This is a genomic window from Paenibacillus qinlingensis (genome assembly GCF_013204845.1).
GTDB classification, from domain to species: domain Bacteria; phylum Bacillota; class Bacilli; order Paenibacillales; family NBRC-103111; genus Paenibacillus_E; species Paenibacillus_E qinlingensis.
In genome coordinates, this window is the sequence record NZ_JABMKY010000013.1 from 118,739 (window position 1) to 140,731 (window position 21,993).

Genomic DNA, 21,993 nt, shown 5'->3' on the forward strand with positions numbered 1-21,993 from the left:
GCGTTATGGACAGGAGAGCCGTTATTTGATGAGAAAAGTAGGGAGTCCAAATGTAATGGCCGCCACGACCGTTATTCAGTCTCTTGCCACATATGTTGGCACGTAAATCAGTTAATAACGCCTCTGGTGACCATTATAAATCAAAACTGCCTCATTTTCAGAGAATAGCGGCTGTCACGTCCGTTAAAAATTTGGCTAAGTTTCTCGAAGGGTGGCGCAGCCGTTTACAACAGGGAATGGATCCTAAGCGTTAACTCGTAACCAAATCTTTTAGTTCCTGTACGACATAGGCTTGACCACCATTTAAAGCTTCGACAAGATTCTTGGCAGCAAGCTCAGCCATGTCATTACGAGTTCTTGCAGTGGCCGAACCGATATGAGGTAAAGTGACCACATTCGGCATGGCTAACAACGGATTATCCACAGGAGTTGGCTCGATATCGAAAACATCCAGACCGGCTCCGCGAATTTTTCCTTGCTGAAGCGCCTTAATCAGCGCTTGCTCGTCTACGGTTGCTCCCCGGGAGGCATTGATGAAGATGGCAGATGACTTCATCTGGTTAAACTGCTCCTCCCCAATCATATGTTTCGTCTCAGGAGTTAGAGGCGTCATCACAACGATGTAGTCGGATTCACGTAGCAACTCATCCAGCTCGCAGAAGCGGGCATTAAAGCGCTCGTCTACTTCTTTTTTGGGACCGCGACTATGATATAGCAGGTTCATATCGAAGCCGAACACAGCCCGCTGAGCAATCGCTTCGCCAATCCGTCCCATGCCGATGATTCCGAGTGTTGAATGATGAACATCCACACCGAATAATTCGGTACCGCTTGTTCCCTTTTGCCAATTCCCCTGTTTCACATAAGCGTCCAATTCTGCGATTCTTCGCCCTGCACTGAGCATCAACGCAAGTACGAGATCGGCTACGGTACTGTCCAGTACGTAAGGTGTATGTGTACCAATTACACCATGGGATCTCATTGCATCTATATCAAAATGATTGTACCCGACTGAAGAGGTACTCGCTACGCGAAGCTTTGGTGCACGACTTAACAGCTCCTCGTCAATCGTTCCTCCCAAGATTCCCTCCGCATCTGAGATTTTGTCCAAGATGACATTTCGAGGCATACTGCCTTCCTGATTCCAGAACGTACAATCACCATGGAGATTCAAATAATCTTGAACGGCTTCCGGTAATTTGTGGGTAACGAGTATTTTGGGCTTGGTCGACATGAGTATTCCTCCTTGAGTTTCTTAATTGAGTATAAGTGCTGGGATCACGTTTTATTTGAATGGCGGCTTACGCTTCCGACGAGGCACTTTACTTCTTTTTTGAACAAAGATGATCTGACAGTCAAAGCAGTCTTTATGTAGTCTGTTATATTATAGCTAAACTTATCGGAATATTATATTTAATTCTACTAGAGAGCTAGAGATGTAGAATTCTTTTTGCAAAAGAAGGTTCGATGTCTACTCCAATCGTAACATGTGGCTATAGATTTGAGTAGATAGAGTTAGTCAGAGGAAAGGCTGGAGGATGAAATGGTTAATGTCGAGTAACCCAGAAGAAATAACTGGAATTCCTCCATCTAAATGGGTCACTTCTGGCCTCAATTACGGAATAACTGGATTTCCTCCAGCTAATTTCTTCGAATTTCGAGGATGTGGGGAGTTCTGAGGGAATTAACTGTATATTTTCCATTTATATTTAAATAATTGCGATTTTCACACGAAATAGCTGTATGTTTTCCAGTTAACCTGGTTGCGCAAGCTCAGGAGACGAAAGGGAGCACCTTGAAGTAGTGTAAGCAACCAACCCAACCCAACCCAACCCAACCCAACCCAACCCAACCCAACCCAACCCAACCCAACCCAACCCAACCCAACCCAACCCAACCCAACCCAACCCAACCCAACCCCTCAATCTAGCCCAGTCCCCACCAATTCAATCACGCCTCCGTACGATTCACCCCTCCAATCGTAACATCGTCACCATCAATCCTTCACACATCCTGATGATATCTTACGTTTGTTCCCTAAAGTTGACGGTTTTATCGGTTTAGACGCGGAGCGATTCCCTGTAAAGTTAGAACCAAGGAAAGCCCTTACATCAGATTGAAAGGGCTTTCGAAACTAACATAAACCGAATGAGAGAGGGTTGTTCATCCCAATGAAAAAGAAATTAACAAGTGTACTTACCGCAAGTATTGCGCTTGCTATGGTAGCGACAGGCTGCTCGAGCACAAAAGAAAGCGATACCAAAACAGCTGCTGCGACAACGGCTCCAGCGACTACGAAAGCCGCAGAGACAACCAAATCAGCGAGTCCCGTAGAGATCACTTTCTGGAATATGTTCGGCGGTGGCGAAGGCGATTTCGTAGATCAAATCGTCAAAGGATATAACGATTCCCAGAAGGAAGTCATCGTGAAACAGCTTCGCTTAGAATCGAATGAGTACTATGCGAAGCTTAGCACGGCACTTTCCTCATCCAAAGGCCCAGATGTTGCAGTCGCCCACGTGGATCGGATATCTCCCTTCGTCAAAGCGAAGCAAATTCTACCTCTGGATGGGCTTGCCAGCAAGGTTGGTTTTGATCTGAAACAAGTCTCAGATTCCAACATCAAAAGCGTGAGCTATGACGGAAAGCCGTACGCCGTACCGTTAGATACACATTTCCATATGTTCTATTACAACAAGGATTTGCTCAAGAAAGCCGAGCTGCTGAATGATGATGGCACACCGAAACTGGGTGATTTAACGCCAGATGGCTTTAAGAAAACACTTGCGCAAATTCAAGCGAAGGTACCTGGTGTGCAGGCGCTTGCCGTGAATACACCCTATTTCCAAGAGCCCTTCCTGAATTTGTACTATGAAGCAGGCGGCGATATTTTGAATGGGGATATGACGAAATCCGCGATCAACAATGAGAAAGCATTGAATGTCCTTAAGTTTTACATGGATTTGTACAAAAACAAATACAGTGATCTCAATGATAAAACGCCTTGGGATTCCTTCCACAGCGGGAAAGCTGCCCTATGGTTCGGTGGTGTGTGGGAAGCGGGACTACTGCTTAACGATAAAGCTTTGAACATTGGTGCGATGACGCTGCCTGCGATCTTCGGCAGCCAAACACACTGGGGAAGCTCCCATTTGCTCGTCGTGCCGTCCTATGTAACAACAGAGAAGCAAGAAGCTTCAGCGAAATTCATGAAGTACTTCTCTGAGATTGGTGGCAAAACGTGGGGCCAAGCCGGACACGTACCCGCCAACAGCGCAGTAACGACAAGCGATGAGTACAAAAAGCTGCCTTATCGTAATTTCTTTATCGAAGCTCAGAAGACGGTGAAATTTGCACCGAAAACAGATAAATACACAACGATTATCACGACGGTTTCAGAGTCCTTACAGAACATCCTATTCGGTAAGCAATCTCCGGAGGACGGTTTGAAAACCATGGATAAGCAAATCAATGATATTTTGACCAATTAATCGTCCGCTTGAATCGGGTGAAGCTCTCGTGAAAGCTATCGAAGCTACACCCGATCTTATATAGAAAGAAACAAGGAGAAGAGCCAATGGAGACAAAAGTAAGTGAGCGAGATCGGACATGGGTCCTCCGCGAACGTAAACCGTTACGCATCGTTTTGGAAATGAAAGCATTGTTGTATCTGCTGCCGTTTCTGATCCCTTTTGCCATTTTCTATCTGTGGCCCGTTGGGCGAGGAGCTTGGATGAGCTTGCACGTATGGGGCATTCAGGGGATGCAGAAATATGTTGGCTTAGCGAATTATAAAAAGATTTTTAGTGATTCGAATTTCTATCTGTATGTATGGCACTCGATTTATTTTGTCCTTATCTGTACACCGACAATCATCGTTCTCGGCCTCATTTTGGCGCTGCTGATTAATCAGAACCTCCGCTTTCGAACGCTCATTCGTTCCATGTTTTTCCTGCCTTATGTACTATCCGTTTCGGTCATTAGTTTCATATGGCTGCGACTTTTCGACTCGAAGTATGGCCCGATTAACGCATTCTTGCACCTCATTGGTGTACCTGGTGACATTCACTGGCTGACGGATAAACATTTCGCTTGGTGGGCCATTACCCTAACAACCGATTGGTGGTCAGTAGGTTTCGTGATGGTACTGTTCCTAGCTGGTTTGCAAGAAATTCCTACGGATCATTATGAAGCTGCGAAAATAGATGGCGCTGGCGCTTGGAAGCAATTCATTCATATTACGCTACCAGGTTTGTCTAGAGTCATGCAAATACAAGTATTTTATCAAATTATCTCGTGTTTAAAATTGTTTGGGCAAGTACAGATCATGACAGGCGGAGGTCCAGGGGACTCCACGAATACCATGATTCGCTACATTTATGTCACGGGGTTCAAAAAGGACATGTTCGGGCTTGCTTCGGCTCAATCCATCGTATTCTGCGTCATCATGCTGCTCCTCGCCGTTGTACAGTTTAAATTAACAGACAGAAAAGATTGACGGAGGTTGAACATGAAAGGAATCGCAATTAACATCATCGCCGTGATCCTGGCTCTCTTATTTATGTTTCCATTAATTTGGATGCTGCTTGTGTCGTTGAAACCGGATGGCGTCAATGTCTCTGGACTAAGTGATTGGGTGAATCTCTCGGATTTACACTTTCATAATTATACGAAGGTGATCAAAGATTCGCAGATCCTGAGATGGACGTGGAACAGCGCTGTTATCGGTGTACTGACAACGATTATTTCACTCATCTTCAGCTCATTGGCGGCATTCTCCTTTTCGAAACTGCCTTTCAAGTCCAGAGGTTTGTTCTATTTGGTTATCGTTTCTGGTTTGTTAATTCCTACGGAAGCGATTCTGATCCCCTTATACGAAACGACGCTGCATCTGAAGCTGATTGATAACATGTGGGCGATTATTCTGCCCGGGCTCACGAATCCAATTGGCATTCTGCTCTTGAAGCAGTTCATGGACGGTGTCCCCAAGGATTATATCGAAGCAGCACAAATCGACGGATGTAGAAATTTTGGTTTATGGTATCGGATCTGTCTCCCGCTTACTAGATCTGCTATGTTCTCTGTCGGGATTTTCTACTTTATTTTATCGTGGAACAATTTCTTGTGGCCGTATCTTTCCATTACCTCGCAAGAGAACATGATCTTATCAGCAGGACTACCGACATTTTTGTCGAATAATACGATGTCCTTAAATCTGATTATGGCGGCAAGTGCCATTGCGGCAATTCCAACGATTTTGGTGTTTGCTGTCCTCCAGCGTCAAATTGTGCAAGGGGTGGCCATGTCTGGGATTAAAGGTTAAAAGGTCTATATCTACCAGTTCGATTCTCTTCCCAGAAAGGGTTGCTACAACAATGGCCCAAGCATCAGAGGTTGCGACGCGACAACGCCACAAACGAATTCCTTCATGGATGTATACATGGACGAGCAGCATTCGCTATAAGTGGATGCTGTTGCTGTTCCTTTTTTCGCTAACACCCCTGCTTGCCCTGGGGTTTATTTCATATTCGATATCAAAGTCTACGATTAACAATAAAGTAACGGAATACTCGGAGCAGTTATTGAAGCAAACAGCGGAGAATATCGACACAAGACTTGGCATTTACAAAGATATGATGATGCAGGTCGTTAATAACAATGACATTGTCACGATGCTGCGGACGTTGGATCGCACAGATCCAGGGCAATATGATCTAGATAGTCTATCTCTGACTACGAAACTATCGACCATTATTGCGATTAATCAGGATATACAGTCGATTTCGTTTCTTTCACCGGGTCATTTTATCAAAGGGATATATAGATGGAACGATCGGTCTATCGAGAAGGTATCTCCCTTCCTGCAGACCTTGGAGGATGGAAGCAACTTTCGGTGGTTTTCCACGCGGTTGGGAACTTATGTCGATAGCCTAAACACGCAAAACGTTCACGTCTTCTCACTGGCCAAGCAAATATACAAAATGTCGGACGATAGTCCCGTTGGGATCATTGCCGTACTGGACATCCGCGAGGATGTACTGAAAGAAATCGGTGCTCGGACGACGAAGAGTAATATGGATATAGAAAGCTTTGTTATTGATGGTTCAGGACACATCATCTCTTACCCAGACAGTCGTGTATTGGGGAAAAGTGTGAAAGAAGTGCTGGGTGAAGACGGCTACACAGAAATGTTTCGTGGGGCCGCAGACGAATCCGTGTTTCCACTGAAATATCAAGGCGAAAGATTGATTGTCAATTATAAAAAGCTGCACACCAACGACTGGATCGTCGTTAATGTCATTTCAGAGGCTTCCCTATATAAAGATTCGAATCGTTTGCTGCAAATTATTTTAGTGATCGCTTTCATATGTATCTTATTCTCCATCTTGACGGCAATCTTGCTAGCAAATTCAATCTCCAAGCCGATTCTCAAAATGATTCGGCTGATGCGCCAAGTCATGTCAGGTGACCTGACCGTCCGTTTCAAAGCAAAGCGTCGCAATGATGAATTTGATATTTTGGGCGAAAATTTTAACTATATGGTTACTCGGATTGATGGTCTCTTGGAGACCGTATATGAGGAACAGAATCATAAGCGCGTAGCGGAATTGAAGGCGTTACAAGCGCAAATTAATCCGCATTTCCTGTATAATACACTGGATATTATTAAGTGGACTGCACTCTTGCAGAAAGCTAACCACGCGGCTGAGATGGTCAGTCTCTTATCCCGCTTGTTGCGGATTAGCTTAGGTAAAGGCGAAGAGACAGTAACAATAGAAGAAGAAATCGAGCATGTGCAGTGTTATCTGGGCATTCAAAAATTCCGATTTAATTTTAATATTGAGACATTCGTTCATTTGGATGAGGAAGTTCGTACGTATCGTACGCCAAAGCTGATTCTACAACCCATTGTAGAGAATGCGATCCTTCATGCTTTTACAGATAGAGAAACAGGCGAAATTCATATTCGGTGCGGCATCCATCCAGAAGGTGGAGTACGCTTCGAGGTCGTGGATAATGGGCGTGGTATGGATGCAAGCCTTGTTCAAATTCTTAATCGGCATGAGGCTCCCTCGGTTGATAAAGTAAGTGGGATTGGCTTAGCGAACGTGGATGAGCGTATTAAACTCATTTGTGGGAAGCCCTATGGCTTAGATATTCAAAGTGAACCTGGAGCGGGTACACAAATTCGTATCAGACTGCCAGAAATGAAGTAGGTGAAGAGCATGTTTCGAGTTGTGATAGTGGAAGATGAATATATTGTGAGGTTCGGAATTCGCTCGATGATTGAATGGGATAAGCTTGGCTTGACGGTTAGCGGTGAAGCAGCGAATGGGCAAGAAGCGTTGGCGTTGATCCGCGAGAACCCACCTGATATTCTCATCACAGATATCAAAATGCCCGTTATGGATGGCATCACGTTAATTACGGAAGTACGTAAATCTTATCCTCATATGAAAATAGTCATTCTTAGCAATTTGGAGGATTTCCAGTATGCGAAAGAAGCGATTCGTAATGGGGTTTCCGAATATATGATTAAATCGGATATGATGCCACGTGATCTGGAGGAAACACTGCTGCGAGTCAGGGATTCAATCGTAGCGGCATCACCAGCAAGTGAGCAGACGCATTCAGTGAGTGAGGTAGAGCCTCTCGTCAAAGAAAAACGGATGCTGGAGCTCCTTGAAGAAATGAACCCTGTACGCACTAGGCAAATCGTAGAAAGCTTGAGGCTCTCCGACGATAAGCTACCGTTGTACGTGCTTCATCTTGTAAAGAATGAGTGGTCGCAAAGTGTGGAGGAGGGGCAAGCACTGATACGCAAGGCATTTGCGGAAGTGACGACGACTGCCTGGGCCGCTGCCTATGAGGCTTTCCCTGATCGGCAAGGGGAAATGAATATACTTCTTTTTGCGGTGAAAATGACGGCCATGGGCTTGGCTGAGTTGAAGACAGGGGTACAGTCTGTGCTTCTCTATCTCAATGAGCATTGTGACATGTCCTGCACAGTAGGGGTTAGTATGAGCACGTCGAATTGGTCTGGGCTGCATCAAGCCTACGAGCAAGCGAAAGCCGCCGCGAAATATAAAATGTTCATAGGATCTGAACGAGCCATTCTCTATGGCATTGATTATGTGCCCTTACAAAATCAGATGGCCGACAATATTAAAGTGAGCACAACGCATATTCATGCGATGGTGTATGCTTTTCAAACGAAAGAGCTGCAGGCGTATTTGGAGGATATTTTCGAACAGCTTACGGCTCGCAAAGATTACGATCTCGTGGAAATTATTTCGCTGGAGCTGCTAATTTTACTCACGACGCTATGGTCAGAGGTGGCAAGTGATCAGCAAAGCATCCTCCAATTAAAGAAACAGTACTATGAGCAATTATCCAAACTAGAAACGATTCAAATGAGTAAAGCTTGGTTCCTACAAGCATTTGAGGAACTCGTTCGCCATATGATCGGTGTGTATCATAGTGATCGCAACGGCATTATTAAGGCGGCGCAATATATCGGGCAGTACTATCAACAAGAGATTTCGCTGCAATCGATTAGCTCTCTGGTGCACTTAAGTAAAAATTATTTTGCTAACCTGTTCAAAAAAGAAATGGGCGAAAGCTTCCTGGAGTATTTGACGAGGATTCGTATTGAGAAAGCGATGACCTTATTAACAAGTGAGCTCAAGACAGCGGATATTGGCCATTTGGTAGGCATTCCAGACCCGAAATATTTCTCGAAAGTATTTAAGAAAATAACAGGTCAATCCCCATCGGAATATCGTGTTCGAGCCAAAGAAGACAAATCATCGTAGTCTTCTTATCCTTGATTGCAAACGCTTACCGAGGACTTGTTAGTTGTCAGTCATGAGGAGGAAGGGGGGGATCGGATTGTTAGATAAAAAAAAGATCAAACGGGGCATCAGAGTCGGATGTATATGGACGCTCACTATCGTGCTTACGGGATGCTCCATTCTGTCCAATCATCAGAAGCAAGGTGTTGAGAACAAAGTAGCGAGCATAGCAGCGCCCGTGGAAATTTCGTTCTGGAATCCATTCGGCGGTGGTGAAGGGGAGTTCGTGGAGCGTATTGTTCAAAATTTCAATACTTCACAGAAGGCTGTCTACGTGAAGCAGCTTCGCTTGGAATCGAACGAATATTATGTGAAATTAAGCACGGCGCTTTCTTCGGGGAAAGGCCCGGATGTAGCTGTTGCTCATGTTGATCGGATGTCACCGTTCGTAAAGGCGAAGCAAATCATGCCATTGGACGATTTGGCGAGTGAGGTTGGATTTGATTTTAAGGACTTAGAGGAGAGCAATGTTCGAAGTGTGAGCTTCATGAACAAGCCCTATGCGTTACCGCTAGACACACATTTTCACATGTTGTATTACAATAAAGCGATTTTGAAAAAAGCAGGTTTATTGAATGACGATGAAACACCTAACTTGGCGGTCTCATCGCCAGATGCATTTATTCAAATGCTGCATCAGATCGAAGCTAAAGTGCCGAATATAGAGCCACTGGCTATCAATACGCCTTATTTTCAAGAGCCATTCCTGAATATGTATTATCAAGCAGGCGGCGAATTATTGGATGATAGCAAGGTTAAGATTAGCATCCATAATGACAAATCCATTCGTGTATTGAAATTTTATCAACAGATCTATGCAAGCAAGCTTTCCGATGTGAACGATAAGACCCCGTGGGATACGTTTCACAACGGCAAGGCTGCACTATGGATGGGCGGTGTTTGGGAAGCAGGCTATCATTTAAGTGAAGCTTCCCTTCCGGCAGGGATCATGCCGCTTCCAGCTCTATTCGGCAGTTCGATGCAATGGGGGAGTTCACATACACTGGTGATTCCTAGTTATGTAACGAAGGATAAACAACGTGCGGCTATGGCATTCATGTCTTATTTCTCTAAGGTAGGTTCCATGTTATGGGGCCAAGCCGGGCATGTACCCGCCAATCGAGCAGTCCTTCAAAGCGATGCCTATAAGCAATTGCCTTATCGAAAGCTGTTTATCGAAGCGCAACATCATGTTAAATTTGCACCACAAACGGATAAATATGCGACGATGTTTACAACACTGTCCGAAGAGCTCCAAAGTATCGTAATGGGTGGCATGGAACCAGAAGAAGGACTCGTACAACTAGAAAAGAAAATGAATAGCGTGTTGGCCAATTAGGCTGTATAAATGTCCCTTTTCGGAACTTTTCGAGAGGGGATATTTGTTTGTTTTGGAACAATTTTCATTCACGGAAGCACCTATGATAAAATCAACTTATTAAGGCAAAGGAGCTGAAATAAGTGAACATTATTTTCCACGGACAAAGTTGTGTCGAAATTCGTTTGAAGCATCACACACTGATTATAGACCCTTTCATTACCGGTAATCCGCAAGCAACCGTCAAAGCGGAAGACATCAAGGCAGATTACATCCTTGTTACTCATGGACATGGGGATCATGTTGGGGATACGTTATCTATTGCAGAGCGCAATGATGCAACTGTAATTGCTCCTAATGATCTAGCCAGATATCTGGGCTTCGAAGGGGCAAAAACACACGGGATGGGAATCGGCGGGGCCTTTGAGTTTCCTTTTGGTAAAGTGAAATTGACGTTAGCGTTTCACGATTCTTCCTATAATCCGCCAGGCACGAAGGACAACATATATACGGGGATGGCGAGTGGATTCTTGCTAATGGTCGAAGGGAAAACCATCTATCATGCTGGGGATACGGGTCTATTTAAAGATATGAAGCTGATTGGCAAAATGAATGATATTGATCTGGCCTTTCTGCCGATTGGGGATAACTACACGATGGGGCCGGAAGATGCGGTGATCGCTGCGAAATATTTGAAAGCTGATACTGTTGTCCCAATGCACTATAACACGTTCCCTGTGATTGAGCAGGATCCGAATGCATTTGTTGCAAGCCTGGAAGAAGAAGGCATCATAGGCTTAGTGATGGCACCAGGACAAGAAATCAAGCTGTAAACCAAAGTGTGGATCCATCACGAGGAGGGTTCACTTTCGGTGTTTTTGTTTAATTGACGCTCTTTCCAGAATAGGACGGTAAGCATGCGCTCCACCCATTCCTTATCTTCAGGTGTTAAAATAATACCATCGAACATGAGCTCATTTTCACGAAGAAAACGCCGCAGATTAACCGGATTGCTTTCAAACTGTTGGTTTGCTTGAGAGGATTCAAGATAACCAGCAATATCCATCAGCTCCGAGTAAGAGGTGTTAAGCCCCTCAGATAGTTTCATCAAGACGTCGGGAGAAGGAATTCCGCGGTTGCCATTCTCGAGCTGTGAGATGTATGCCGCGGAAACACCAGAGCGATCAGCTAGCTCACGGATTGTGAAGCCTTTCATTTTGCGCATATCTCTTAATTTATCGTAAAAGTACATAGCTGTTCATCCTCACTCCGAAAGTAAACATTAGTAAACGTTATAATACTATCAGTTTACTATAGTAATTACAACGATGAGTTTATGCGCAACTTATGAATTAGGAAGATCAAGGGAAATAAAGATCGTTAGTGAATGTTTACTTCTGAAATGCAGTATAACAGCCAACCACCTCGCGACTAACCATCGTAGGGTGGTTTTCAGTTTGTCCGCCGCTGTATCGTTATCAAAACAAATACAACAAAGAGTGACAGCAATTCAACCCGAAGTTGTCTAGCGTGCATCGATCAGGCGGCAATAAAGGAAAAAGCATCCATGAGCCATAGTAAAAATACGTCAGGATTTGTAAAGATAAATCATTAATTTTCAATCCTATAGGCGATACAATAAGTGCATGCAAACACACTAGCAACAAAAAGAAAGCGCATTCGAAGATGCGTTTGTCAAACAAAGATGAGAAAGCAGGAGATGATTATGAGCGCTGTTCAAGAGCAGGCAGGATTGGGCATTCGTACCCCAAGTAAGAAATCCCGCCTCCTCCCCAAGTTAATGAAGCAAAAGTTTCTATTCTTATTGTTAATGCCTGGTATGGTATACTTTCTAGTTTTTAAGTACGGCCCCATGTATGGCATTCTGATTGCTTTCAAGGATTATAGTCCGCAAGATGGCGTATTTGCCAGTCCGTGGGTTGGATTTAAGTATTTTCGCGAGATGCTCGAAATGAAATACTTCTGGACGGTTACGGCAAATACGTTGAAAATCAGCATCCTGAAAATTGCCATAGGATTCCCGGCGCCGATTATCTTTGCTTTATTGCTAAACGAGCTAGTCTCCAATAAATTTAGGAGAATTGTGCAAACGATTTCATATCTTCCACATTTCCTTTCGTGGGTTATTGTCGCGGGTCTGATCTTCCAACTCGTTTCGCCTAGCTACGGACTGTATGGCTTAATTTGCGAAGCATTTGGCTGGCAGCCTCGGATTCTACTAGGAAACGGTCAATCGTTCCTCCAAATACTCCTGTTTTCTAACGTGTGGAAGGAAATCGGCTACGGCAGTATCATTTATTTAGCCGCGATTGCCGGCATTAATTCGGACATGTACGAATCGGCTGTCATTGATGGAGCAGGGCGATTCAAACAGTGCTGGTATATCACGATTCCAAGTATTTTGCCAACGATTTGTATGCTCTTTGTCCTAGGGCTTGGCGGTATTCTCGACGGTGGATTCGACCAAATTTTTAACTTATACAATTCCATGGTGATGCCAACTGCGGATATTATTGATACGTTTGTCTATCGGGTAGGCTTAGTTGATATGCAATATAGCTTCTCCACAGCTGTTGGCATTGCGAAAAGTATCATTGCGCTCATCCTTGTATTGTTCTCAAATTGGATTGTAGGCAAGCTTTCGAACTACACAGTTTTCTGACAGAAAGGAAAGAGCGTACACATGAAAAAAAGCGTAGGCGAAAGGGTATTCAATGTTGTTAATGTCGGGATCATGTTATTCATATGTGTAACGATTGTGTTCCCGTTTGTACAGCAGTTCGTTATTTCAATAAGCCCTCCGGATGAATCGAGCAAAATCGGGCTCCATATGTTTACGGGAAATCCAACGGTTGATGCCTACAAGCAGATCTTTGCAACTGGTTCTTTACTTGAATCCTACTACTGGACGATACTGCGCACGGTCTTGGGTACCGTTCTAACGGTTGTCGTATCGGCGATGCTTGCCTACCCGCTATCCAAACGGTATTTGCTTGGCAGAAAAATGTGGATGGGCCTCATTATATTTACGATGTTCTTCGGTGGCGGGTTAATTCCGACGTATTTGCTGATCAAGGAGCTGCATATGCTCAATACGGTCTGGTCTTTGGTCATTCCTGGGTTATGCAGTGCTTATACAATTGTCATTATTAGGAATTTCTTCACATCACTACCTGTTGAAGTTGAAGAGAGCGCATACATGGATGGTGCGAACGACTTTTCTATCTTTTTCACAATCGTATTGCCGCTTTCTACCCCCATCATTGCAACTGTGACGTTGTGGTCGATGGTTGGTCAATGGAATTCCTGGTTTGATGCCATGATCTATATCTCGAATGGTGAAATTAAAGTATTGCAAATTATTTTAAGAGATGTGCTTAATAATGCACAAGATGCTGCTTTGGCTAATGTCATGGGAATTGAAAATGTCGACATGTCCGGTCAGCGATATACCGCTGAATCTGTAAAAGCAGCTATCCTGCTCGTCACCACGATCCCGATTATTATGGTATATCCCTTCTTGCAGAAATATTTTGTGAAGGGAATTATGATTGGTGCTGTGAAAGGTTAATATTGGTTTCAAAGGCTAGTCCAAATAAATGATGTACGTAAAGGGGAAATTGTCGATGAAATTTGTCAAAAGTGTTTCTGCATCACTGGTTTTGACCACGGCTGCTGTTGCTGTTCTTGCGGGTTGTTCAACATCGAGCACAGGCACAGACACCAAGAAAGAGAAGACGGAAAGGCCAACTATTAATATCTTTACGACACGAATTCAGCCGAATCCTAATTCGGAAGTCATTCGACAGCTGAATGAAAAGCTTGGAGTTGACTTGAAAATTACGGCTGTGCCCGATGCAGACTATGACACCAAGCTGAACTTGTTCGTTGCTTCTGGTGAGATGCCGGATGTCTACGGCGGCTATATTACAAGCAGCAAAGCACTGTTTGACTCGGCAGCCAATTTGACGGAGGACGAAGTTAAGCAATACGCTCCCAACATTTATGCATCATTCGTCAGCAGAGCGGGCAATCAAAAAAGTCACATTCTCGATCTCTGGTCCAGAGATGGCAAGCTCAAAGGTTTTAACAACGGAGCTTTGGGCAACTCTCTACCATATGGCGTTGCTATCCGTTCTGACATTTTGAAAGAACTTGGGGTTAGTACGCCCAAAACAATTGCCGATTGGGAAATTGTTTTGAAAAAGTATAAGGAAAAATATCCGAACAATTACCCAATCACGGTTCAAAACGGCGGAGAAGCCCAAGCTATGTATTATTTCCTTTCCGCATATGGTGTGCGGCGCGATGCATGGATCTATAAGGATAACCAGATTCAATATGCACCATTTATGCCTGGGATGAGAGAAGCGCTGATTCAGCTTAACAAATGGTATAAGGCTGGCTACATCAATCCGGAGTACTACACGATGTACCAAAATACATCTGCACCAGCTGATGAGTTTGTCAATAACAACGCACTTTTTTATCAATATTACAATACGACGCTCCAAATCAATCCGCCTTTTGATGAAGGAAGTATTGGTGCGAAGCTAACAGCGAAATATCCGAATGCCAAGCTGGATTGGGCGCCATTCCCAACGCTGGGAGACGGCAGCAAGGGTATTGTCGCTAATGCGCCGATGTTTACTAACATTGTCTTCTTCAACAAAAAGTTAGAGAAAGATCGGGATAAGCTGCATAAAATCATGACAGCGTGGGATAAAATTTTCAGCGATCCGGAGCTGTTTACACTTGCCAAGTATGGCTTGAAAGATACGAACTATACCCTTGTTAATGGCGCTCCTGTAATCAAACAGGAATTCTCGACGAATGATGCGAAAGCCAAAGAAGGCTTCGGCTGGCCGTTTAATGGCGCTTTTGATGCGACGGACGACGTGAATGCGAAAGTGCTTCCTACTTTTGTTAAAGAAAACAGACAGAAGTTGTTGTTTGATGACAGCGGATTGTACAGCAAGAAAAATGTGGATTACCTTGTGACCACTGATAAGCCGACGGTTGAAGGGCCAATCACTTCTGAATCTGGTGAAACGCTGGATGGTAAAAATCAAACATACGCGACGCAATGGAACACCATGTTCACATCTGTCATCGTTGGCGAGAAATCGATTAAAGATTATGACACGTTCATAGCAGATTGGAAAAAACAACTTGGCGATGAGTTAGTGAAGAACGCTAACCGATTGTATAACAAGAAGTAAGGAGAACGTTGAACGCTATGCTGAATGACAAACAAACAGAACGAATGCTGGGCAAGCTCAAGCGTTTTGAAAAAACGATCGAGCCGTACATGTTCACGAAAGTAGATACACTTAACGTAGGCATTTACAGAACGCCGGAAAGGCTCCATCGCATACCGGAGAGCTCGTTGTTCGTTCAGGCAAGCCCAGGCGAGGTCTGGGGCGGCGAGGGCCAGTACTGCTGGCTGAAAGGAAGCTACACAGTCAAGTCAGAACTGGAACAACAAACCTTGTTTCTGAAACCGCATGTCGGAGGCCACGAGACACTGTTATGGGTTAACGGAGCACCTTATGGGACGTTTACATTAAGCCATGGCAATCATTACTGCGATTTACTTAAGTCGGCAGTTCGTGGCGGCGAAGTTATTGAGATTGCGCTGGAGTCGTACGCGGGGCATTTTTCAGCGGCGAGCCAGCCTTTGGCCGAATCTCCGCGCTCCGACTTTATGCACAAGTATGAGGCGGTGGACATTTGTGTGAAAAACCATAAAATAGCCGACTTTTACTTCGACCTGAAAACCTTTAACCAAATGGCAGGCGCATTGGATAAGAACAGTTTTGTCCGTGCGAATATCATCAGGACATTAACACACATTCATGAGGTTCTCTATTATTCTCCGGATAATATTGAGCCGGAACTGTTTGAAGAAGCTGTTGAGCGAGCTAGTCTGCTGATCAAACCGTTGTACGAGTATAAGAATACGTCTCTGGCTCCGATTGCCGCAGTCATTGGTCACTCTCATATGGATACGGCATGGCGTTGGACGATTGATGAGACTGTTAAAAAGTGCGCGCGCACTTATGCGAATCAGCTTAGCCTAATGGAGCAGTATCCGGAGTATAAGTTTGTTCAAAGTTCCGCTTATCACGGGAAAATGATGCTGGAACATTATCCAGCTTTGTTTGAGAGAATCAAAGCTGCGGTCAAAGCCGGTCGGTATGAACCGAATGGTGCGGTTTGGATCGAATGCGACGGCAATTTGGTTGGCGGGGAAATGATGCTGCGGCAGTTCGTCTGGGGGCAGCGATTCACGCAGGAGCATTTTGACTATACGTCGAACTGCTTCTGGCTGCCGGATACGTTCGGATACAGTCCATCCATCCCACAGATCATGAAGGGGTGCGGAGTTGACTACTTCTTGACGACCAAGATGTCGTGGAACGATACGAATAAATTTCCGTACGACACCTTTTATTGGCAAGGGCTGGATGGAACGAGAGTGTTGTCGCACTTGAACAAAACGCATCTGTGGCCGGATCCAGAAACTTGTATTGACTCCGTCATGGACGGACATCGCTCCAAGGATGCCATAACGGACAAAACGGTTTCCAATATGCGCCTGCTAGCCTACGGGTATGGTGATGGCGGCGGCGGCCCGCAATTTGAAATGATTGAAATGGCGCGGAGAAGCAGTGATTTGGAAGGCTGTCCTAGAGTGGAGACAATGTTCGTTGGCGATTTCATGCAGAGACTGGAGCAGTCGTTGACGAACCCACCCGTATATGCAGGTGAGCTGTATCTTGAGCTTCACAGGGGCACGTTAACCAATCAGCATACAATCAAACGCAACAATCGTTTGTCCGAGATTCGCGTGCATGATTTGGAATATTTTACGGTGAGAGATGCGGTCAACCGAGATGAGATATGCCGAGATACCGAGATTAAGCCTCTCGTAGAGACATTGCTAATTAATCAATTTCATGATGTTTTGCCAGGAACGTCGATTCCGGACGTGCATGACCGCAGTATCTTGGAAACGACACACCTTATTCAGCAAGCGGATAAGCTGATCCGAAACGTCGTGCCTGTCCAACCATCGGTCAATAAAGTCTCGATTATGAACACCTTATCCTTTGATCGCAGCGATACGATTTATGTAGAGGCTATCGATGGCTGCGTGATCCAAGGAGATTACGCACAGCAGCGAGTAACCGATCTGTGGGGGTGCAAGCAGCTTGCAGTCGCGGGTGTCACAATAAAGGCTTTATCGTCTGAGGTGCTGGAGCAGGTGGAAGGCGAACCAAGTCAAGCCTCTTGCTTCCATTACGAGAACAATACGCTGGATACGCCATTTTACAAAGTGGTTTTTAACGAGAAGAAGTATCTCGCATCGTTGATCGATAAGAGTTTAAACAGGGAGCTTAGAGGGCAAGGTTATGCGTTGAATACGCTGCTGATGGCAGAGGATGTCCCGACCGCTTGGGACAGTTGGGATATTGATGCAGATGTTGAACTGAAGTTCAAGGACAGCGCCGAGCTGCTCTCGAGCGAAATCGTATCCGAAGGACTCGTGGAATTTAGAATTCGCAATCACTATAAACTGACTGCCAAATCGAGCTTGCTGCAGGATGTCATTTTCTATGGTAATAGTAAGCAAGTGAAGTTCGAGACGCTGATGAATTGGCAAGATGATCACCGATTGTTAAAGACGGTCTTCGATACGAGTGTTTTTGCGGATTTTGCGAGGCAAGAGCTGCAATTCGGGTATATCAAGCGTCCAACGACACGCAATACGGATATTGAAAAAGCAAAATTCGAAGTATGCAATCATAAATATACCGATTTGTCGGAAAACAAGTACGGTGTCGCGATGTTAAACGATTGCAAATATGGTATATCCGTTCACCAATCTCAGTTAGGGCTGACGCTTCATAAAGGTGGTTGCCGACCGGATTACAGGGGAGACAAAGGCGAGCACAGCTGTTCATACGCCTTCCTGCCGCATCATAGCGGTTTCGATGCAGATTCCGTCATCAAGCCTGCCTATGCGTTCAATTATAAACCAATCATCTTGCCTGGCGTATGCAGCCTCGATTCATTCATTCGCGTAAGCGAGCCTAATGTAATCATTGAAGCAATCAAGCCATGTGAAGATAACGAGAAGGCTTATATCGTTAGGTTGTACGAAGCAGAGGGGACCTATACGAATTCGACGCTGGCGTTTGCGGATGATATGAGCCAAGCGACGCTCACCAATATGCTGGAGGAAGATATAGAGCCGTTAGAAGCGAAGAACGAGATCGTACTTAGCTTTAAGCCTTTTGAAATTAAAACAATGAAGATTAGCTACTCCGAGTAAAGCAGCAATTAAAAATAAATCTGCCGAAAATATATGGCAGATTTATTTTTTTAACCTATTTGCAAGTAGCTCTGTTTATCTTTGTTCCCGGCCGTCCATAAATTGTTTTGGACTTTTCCCAGTCATTTTTTTGAATGTTCGGCTGAAATGTTCAGGGGAGGTATAACCCACTTTTTCGCATATTTCATAAATTTTCAGGTTGGATGACTTTATAAATTCAATCGCTTTGGTGATACGAGTGTGCGCCAGGTAATTGGTAAATGTGGTATCCCCTTTTTCTGAGAACAGACGACTGAGATAACTGCTGTTGATATTTAACTTGTTGGCCACGGATTGCAGGTTAATATCGGACATATAATTTTCTTCCACGTAATGCTTAACCTGGTTGATCATTGAATTCTCACCATTATGGGCCTTCACGATGGAAATCGCGGAGGACAGCCATTTATTCAGCGAATCCAAATCACCATAGAATTTTAAGTGATCTTCATACGTTTTGCTTAGCTCGCGCAATTCGCCGTAAAGCCCGTTTTGCAACGCAAAATCCATGAGAATGAAATGATACTTCATGTAAAGCTCTTTGATCGCCCGAATATGACTGGCACTCACGAATTGTGGGGTAATGCTTATCTTCTGAATGTCCGGTTTGCGTTTGTCAAAAAGGATGGCACTCAACTGGTCCTTTAAAATGGAAATTTGTTGTCGGCTATCGATTGTCAGCGGTGGTGTCTCTTCGAATTGTGCCGAATATGGAATGATTGAACCGTTGCCTGCAACAAAGCAATAATCAACGGACAGCCTCGCCTCATGAAGGAGCTGCGGCAGCGAGGAAAAATCGCAAGAAACACGACTTACACCGAGGTTGATACGGAATCCATTTGGACGAAAAGTGCCAATGGCATGTCTTACATGTTGCATGATGCAACTCTCGGATTCCTGCCTGGCATAGAGCGTAAGAATTAAATATTCAAATGGTGATGTCTGAATAATTTCGACGTGCGCCTGACTGCTAAAGGCGAGAATCTCTTCGTCAGGAGAGAGGCACATCGCGATCGTCTCCTTCATGGTTGCCTCAGGTGTGGCGGCATGTGCATCAAGTTTATTCAATCGCAATAGAAGTAAGGTTACGCGCTTTTTTTCCTGATTGCACAGCAATTCCTGCAAGGTGTCGAGATCGCTTGCCTTAATATTCTCCGCTGCCAGCCGGCTTAATAACGTCTCTTTCATCAAATCTTTGCTGGAGATGGCGGCTAATTGTGGGCGATCGTTTAACCGCAGATTGGATAAGGTGTGGTTAATATGCTCTTCTGTCATTTCCGATTTCAATAAATAATCTTTAGCACCTAGCAAGAAGGCTTCTTTGACCAAATGAAACTCGTTAAAGGCGCTAATGACAAGAAAGGTGATGTTGGGTCTAATGACTAATGACTCTTTGATCAGCTGTAAACCGTCCATGATCGGCATTCTCAAGTCCGTAATGACCAAGTCGATGTGCGTATCATCCTTAATCCGCTCATAGGCATCTTGCCCATTGTAGAACTCGCCTACCAAATTTAAAGACAAGTGATCCCATTGAATCATGGTCTTAAGCATTTGTCTGACATAAGGCTCGTCGTCGACAATAATGGCATTCATCGATAGCTTGCACCTCCTTCGCCGATAAAGTGAGCGTCCGCATCTTCCATATTATTGAGTATCGGTAAAATGATATACACGTTGGTGAAAGAACTTGCCACACTCTCGATTTCGATGCCGTAAGGTTCTCCGTACTGGAGCCGGATTCTTTTGTGGATGTTCACAAAGCCGATTCGCAGGGAATCCGAGGTAGTTGTCGGTTGATGATCGAGCAAGTTGTCCTTGATGGAGCGTGATATTCCAATTCCGTTATCGTGAACAGAGAGAACGAGGGTCGTATTATTTTTAAGATAAGAGGATAAAATGATGCTTGCTTTGGCGCCCGTATTCAAATTGTGATTCAAGCCGTGCATGATGGAATTTTCCACGATAGGCTGCAAAATCATATGCGGCACCAGCAAATGCGAGGTATATTCCTCAATCTGATATTCAACATGCAACTGGTTATCATACCTCAACTGCTGCAAACGGATATAGTCTTGAATATTCTGCATCTCTTCTCTCAAAGCTATCACATTGCTGGGATGACTAAGTGTATTACGAAGCAATCGACTTAATGTGACTAGCATATGGGCTGTCGTTTCATCCTTATGTTTCATTGCTGAAAAACGAATGGAGTTAATCGTGTTGTATAAAAAATGGGGATTGATTTGATATTTAAGCATATCGATCTCGGATTTACGTTTCTGGTGTTCGATTTCAATCGTATGCCGAAATAAGTTGTCGATGCGCTCCACCATTTGATTGAATCCGCTTGCAATTTGGCTGATTTCGTTTTTGGAATTAGGCGCGACGGCCATTTTAATATTCATTTCTCCGACCTTTTTCATGGCATTGGCCAGTCGCTTAATCGGGAGCAGTATCTCTTTCGAAATAAAAAAAGAAAACAGAATCATAAGCATCAGTAAGGCTACGACAAGAATGATAGAAAAGAGAATAATTGCTGAAGAAGCTTCGGTGACATGTTTCGATGAGGACAGTTGGACGATACGCCAATTGGTCACATTCGACTTGTTCAGTAAAACAAAAAAGTTATCGAGATACGAGATATTATCCAAGCTCTGATTAGGTGGAAGCTGCTGTGTCATGGATGCAATACGATGATCGCTAATCGGGAGAAGATGGTCGTTTCCGGCAATCACCGTATTGTCGGTATCCAATACGCGAATGATGCTGTCGGAGAATCGGAGCTGGTTGCTTAGAAGATCATTCATCGTTTGCTGTTTGACCAGCAGAATAATTTGGCACAGGCTCTCAGATGGATTATTTCCCATAATATTATAAATGTTTTTGGTGATGATTGAATATTTCCCTTCGAATACGCCGAAAGGGGTGAGTTGATTGCTGAACCAGCGCATATTAGGGCTAGCTTCGGTGCTGGCAATGATCGGATTGTTCTTGAAGTCAGTGGTAACGGAAACGAAGGACTTGTAGCTGTACACGACGCGTCCGTCAATGACAACCATGGCGGCGGAAACGACATCGTCGGTTGCAAACAAGCTTTTGATTTGAGGGTCAAGGCTCATCGTTCCGGTATATTTGGCATGCTGGATATCCCCGTGCTTGATGTCGCTTAACCCTGAGAGAACGAAACTATAGAAAGTGGTTGAATTCGACAAGATGTCCATATACTTTTGAAACCTTGTATAGAGATCATCAAGGGAAGCCTGGCTTTGACGTATATCAAACGAAATCGTATTAACAAGCTCTTTTTGAGCGTTAGTTTTAATGTTGTAGTAAGAATAATAGGAAAGTGCGAGAAGCGGGATGACGGAAAGAAACAAATAGTAGATGAAAATTGATATTGAATTTTCGCTTTAATC

16 protein-coding genes are annotated in these 21,993 nt (G+C 44.3%); 11 read left to right on the plus strand and 5 right to left on the minus strand.

The genetic code is table 11. The features are described 5' to 3' along the window. Positions 1-250 precede the first annotated feature (250 nt). Together HQN88_RS22125 and HQN88_RS22130 are read right to left on the minus strand one after the other, a co-directional pair. Entirely contained in the window at positions 251-1,234 is a 984-nt protein-coding gene (locus tag HQN88_RS22125) for a 2-hydroxyacid dehydrogenase (protein ID WP_173116570.1), read from the minus strand. Between the two features lie 492 nt (positions 1,235-1,726). Continuing rightward, entirely contained in the window at positions 1,727-1,912 is a 186-nt protein-coding gene (locus HQN88_RS22130; protein ID WP_173116572.1) for a hypothetical protein, read from the minus strand. 259 nt (positions 1,913-2,171) lie between these two features. Between HQN88_RS22130 and HQN88_RS22135 the strand changes: the two genes are divergently transcribed. The 7 genes from HQN88_RS22135 to HQN88_RS22165 all read left to right on the plus strand — a co-directional run bounded on the left by HQN88_RS22135 (position 2,172) and on the right by HQN88_RS22165 (position 11,006). Continuing rightward, complete coding sequence (locus HQN88_RS22135; protein ID WP_216855779.1) at positions 2,172-3,491, plus strand: ABC transporter substrate-binding protein; 1,320 nt, start codon at positions 2,172-2,174, stop codon at positions 3,489-3,491. An 86-nt stretch (positions 3,492-3,577) separates the two neighbouring features. Beyond that, entirely contained in the window at positions 3,578-4,498 is a 921-nt protein-coding gene (locus HQN88_RS22140) for a carbohydrate ABC transporter permease (protein WP_173116574.1), read from the plus strand. 12 nt (positions 4,499-4,510) lie between these two features. Next, complete coding sequence (locus HQN88_RS22145) at positions 4,511-5,323, plus strand: carbohydrate ABC transporter permease (RefSeq protein ID WP_173116576.1); 813 nt, start codon at positions 4,511-4,513, stop codon at positions 5,321-5,323. Between the two features lie 52 nt (positions 5,324-5,375). Continuing rightward, entirely contained in the window at positions 5,376-7,217 is a 1,842-nt protein-coding gene (locus HQN88_RS22150) for a sensor histidine kinase (RefSeq protein WP_173116578.1), read from the plus strand. A gap of 9 nt (positions 7,218-7,226) precedes the next feature. Next, a complete protein-coding gene (locus HQN88_RS22155; RefSeq protein WP_173116580.1) occupies positions 7,227-8,816 on the plus strand; it encodes a response regulator transcription factor in 1,590 nt (529 codons plus the stop codon). A 76-nt stretch (positions 8,817-8,892) separates the two neighbouring features. Further along, a complete protein-coding gene (locus HQN88_RS22160) occupies positions 8,893-10,194 on the plus strand; it encodes an ABC transporter substrate-binding protein (RefSeq protein ID WP_246320391.1) in 1,302 nt (433 codons plus the stop codon). Between the two features lie 122 nt (positions 10,195-10,316). Continuing rightward, complete coding sequence (locus HQN88_RS22165; RefSeq protein ID WP_173116582.1) at positions 10,317-11,006, plus strand: metal-dependent hydrolase; 690 nt, start codon at positions 10,317-10,319, stop codon at positions 11,004-11,006. A gap of 17 nt (positions 11,007-11,023) precedes the next feature. Here the strand turns inward: HQN88_RS22165 and HQN88_RS22170 are convergent, their stop codons facing one another. Then, positions 11,024-11,425 (minus strand): helix-turn-helix domain-containing protein, encoded by a 402-nt coding sequence (locus HQN88_RS22170; protein ID WP_173116584.1) that lies wholly within the window; start codon positions 11,423-11,425, stop codon positions 11,024-11,026. A 474-nt stretch (positions 11,426-11,899) separates the two neighbouring features. On the opposite strand from HQN88_RS22170, the gene HQN88_RS22175 reads away from it, so the two are divergent. Genes HQN88_RS22175 through HQN88_RS22190 form a run of 4 tightly spaced genes read left to right on the plus strand, consistent with a single transcriptional unit; the run spans position 11,900 to position 18,535 of the window. Continuing rightward, on the plus strand, positions 11,900-12,856 hold the full coding sequence (locus HQN88_RS22175) for an ABC transporter permease (protein WP_216855780.1): 957 nt from the start codon (positions 11,900-11,902) through the stop codon (positions 12,854-12,856). 21 nt (positions 12,857-12,877) lie between these two features. Beyond that, positions 12,878-13,765, plus strand: a complete 888-nt coding sequence (locus HQN88_RS22180) for a carbohydrate ABC transporter permease (RefSeq protein ID WP_173116586.1) — start codon at positions 12,878-12,880, stop codon at positions 13,763-13,765. A gap of 55 nt (positions 13,766-13,820) precedes the next feature. Continuing rightward, on the plus strand, positions 13,821-15,416 hold the full coding sequence (locus HQN88_RS22185; protein ID WP_173116588.1) for a type 2 periplasmic-binding domain-containing protein: 1,596 nt from the start codon (positions 13,821-13,823) through the stop codon (positions 15,414-15,416). Positions 15,417-15,433: 17 nt separating this feature from the next. Next, positions 15,434-18,535 (plus strand): alpha-mannosidase, encoded by a 3,102-nt coding sequence (locus HQN88_RS22190; RefSeq protein WP_173116590.1) that lies wholly within the window; start codon positions 15,434-15,436, stop codon positions 18,533-18,535. 75 nt (positions 18,536-18,610) lie between these two features. Here the strand turns inward: HQN88_RS22190 and HQN88_RS22195 are convergent, their stop codons facing one another. Together HQN88_RS22195 and HQN88_RS22200 are read right to left on the minus strand one after the other, a co-directional pair. Next, entirely contained in the window at positions 18,611-20,170 is a 1,560-nt protein-coding gene (locus tag HQN88_RS22195; protein ID WP_173116592.1) for a response regulator transcription factor, read from the minus strand. Further along, complete coding sequence (locus HQN88_RS22200) at positions 20,167-21,798, minus strand: sensor histidine kinase (RefSeq protein ID WP_173116594.1); 1,632 nt, start codon at positions 21,796-21,798, stop codon at positions 20,167-20,169. The genes HQN88_RS22195 and HQN88_RS22200 overlap by 4 nt, the downstream gene beginning before the upstream one ends. Positions 21,799-21,993 lie beyond the last annotated feature (195 nt).

Coding starts and splice junctions, on each gene's coding strand:
- HQN88_RS22140 (WP_173116574.1), top strand. CDS start 3,578: ATGGAGACAAAAGTAAGTGAGCGAGATCGGACATGGGTCCTCCGCGAA.
- HQN88_RS22200 (WP_173116594.1), bottom strand. CDS start 21,798: ATGGACATCTTGTCGAATTCAACCACTTTCTATAGTTTCGTTCTCTCA.
- HQN88_RS22185 (WP_173116588.1), top strand. CDS start 13,821: ATGAAATTTGTCAAAAGTGTTTCTGCATCACTGGTTTTGACCACGGCT.
- HQN88_RS22155 (WP_173116580.1), top strand. CDS start 7,227: ATGTTTCGAGTTGTGATAGTGGAAGATGAATATATTGTGAGGTTCGGA.
- HQN88_RS22135 (WP_216855779.1), top strand. CDS start 2,172: ATGAAAAAGAAATTAACAAGTGTACTTACCGCAAGTATTGCGCTTGCT.
- HQN88_RS22190 (WP_173116590.1), top strand. CDS start 15,434: ATGCTGAATGACAAACAAACAGAACGAATGCTGGGCAAGCTCAAGCGT.
- HQN88_RS22195 (WP_173116592.1), bottom strand. CDS start 20,170: ATGAATGCCATTATTGTCGACGACGAGCCTTATGTCAGACAAATGCTT.
- HQN88_RS22170 (WP_173116584.1), bottom strand. CDS start 11,425: ATGTACTTTTACGATAAATTAAGAGATATGCGCAAAATGAAAGGCTTC.
- HQN88_RS22180 (WP_173116586.1), top strand. CDS start 12,878: ATGAAAAAAAGCGTAGGCGAAAGGGTATTCAATGTTGTTAATGTCGGG.
- HQN88_RS22175 (WP_216855780.1), top strand. CDS start 11,900: ATGAGCGCTGTTCAAGAGCAGGCAGGATTGGGCATTCGTACCCCAAGT.
- HQN88_RS22150 (WP_173116578.1), top strand. CDS start 5,376: ATGGCCCAAGCATCAGAGGTTGCGACGCGACAACGCCACAAACGAATT.
- HQN88_RS22125 (WP_173116570.1), bottom strand. CDS start 1,234: ATGTCGACCAAGCCCAAAATACTCGTTACCCACAAATTACCGGAAGCC.
- HQN88_RS22145 (WP_173116576.1), top strand. CDS start 4,511: ATGAAAGGAATCGCAATTAACATCATCGCCGTGATCCTGGCTCTCTTA.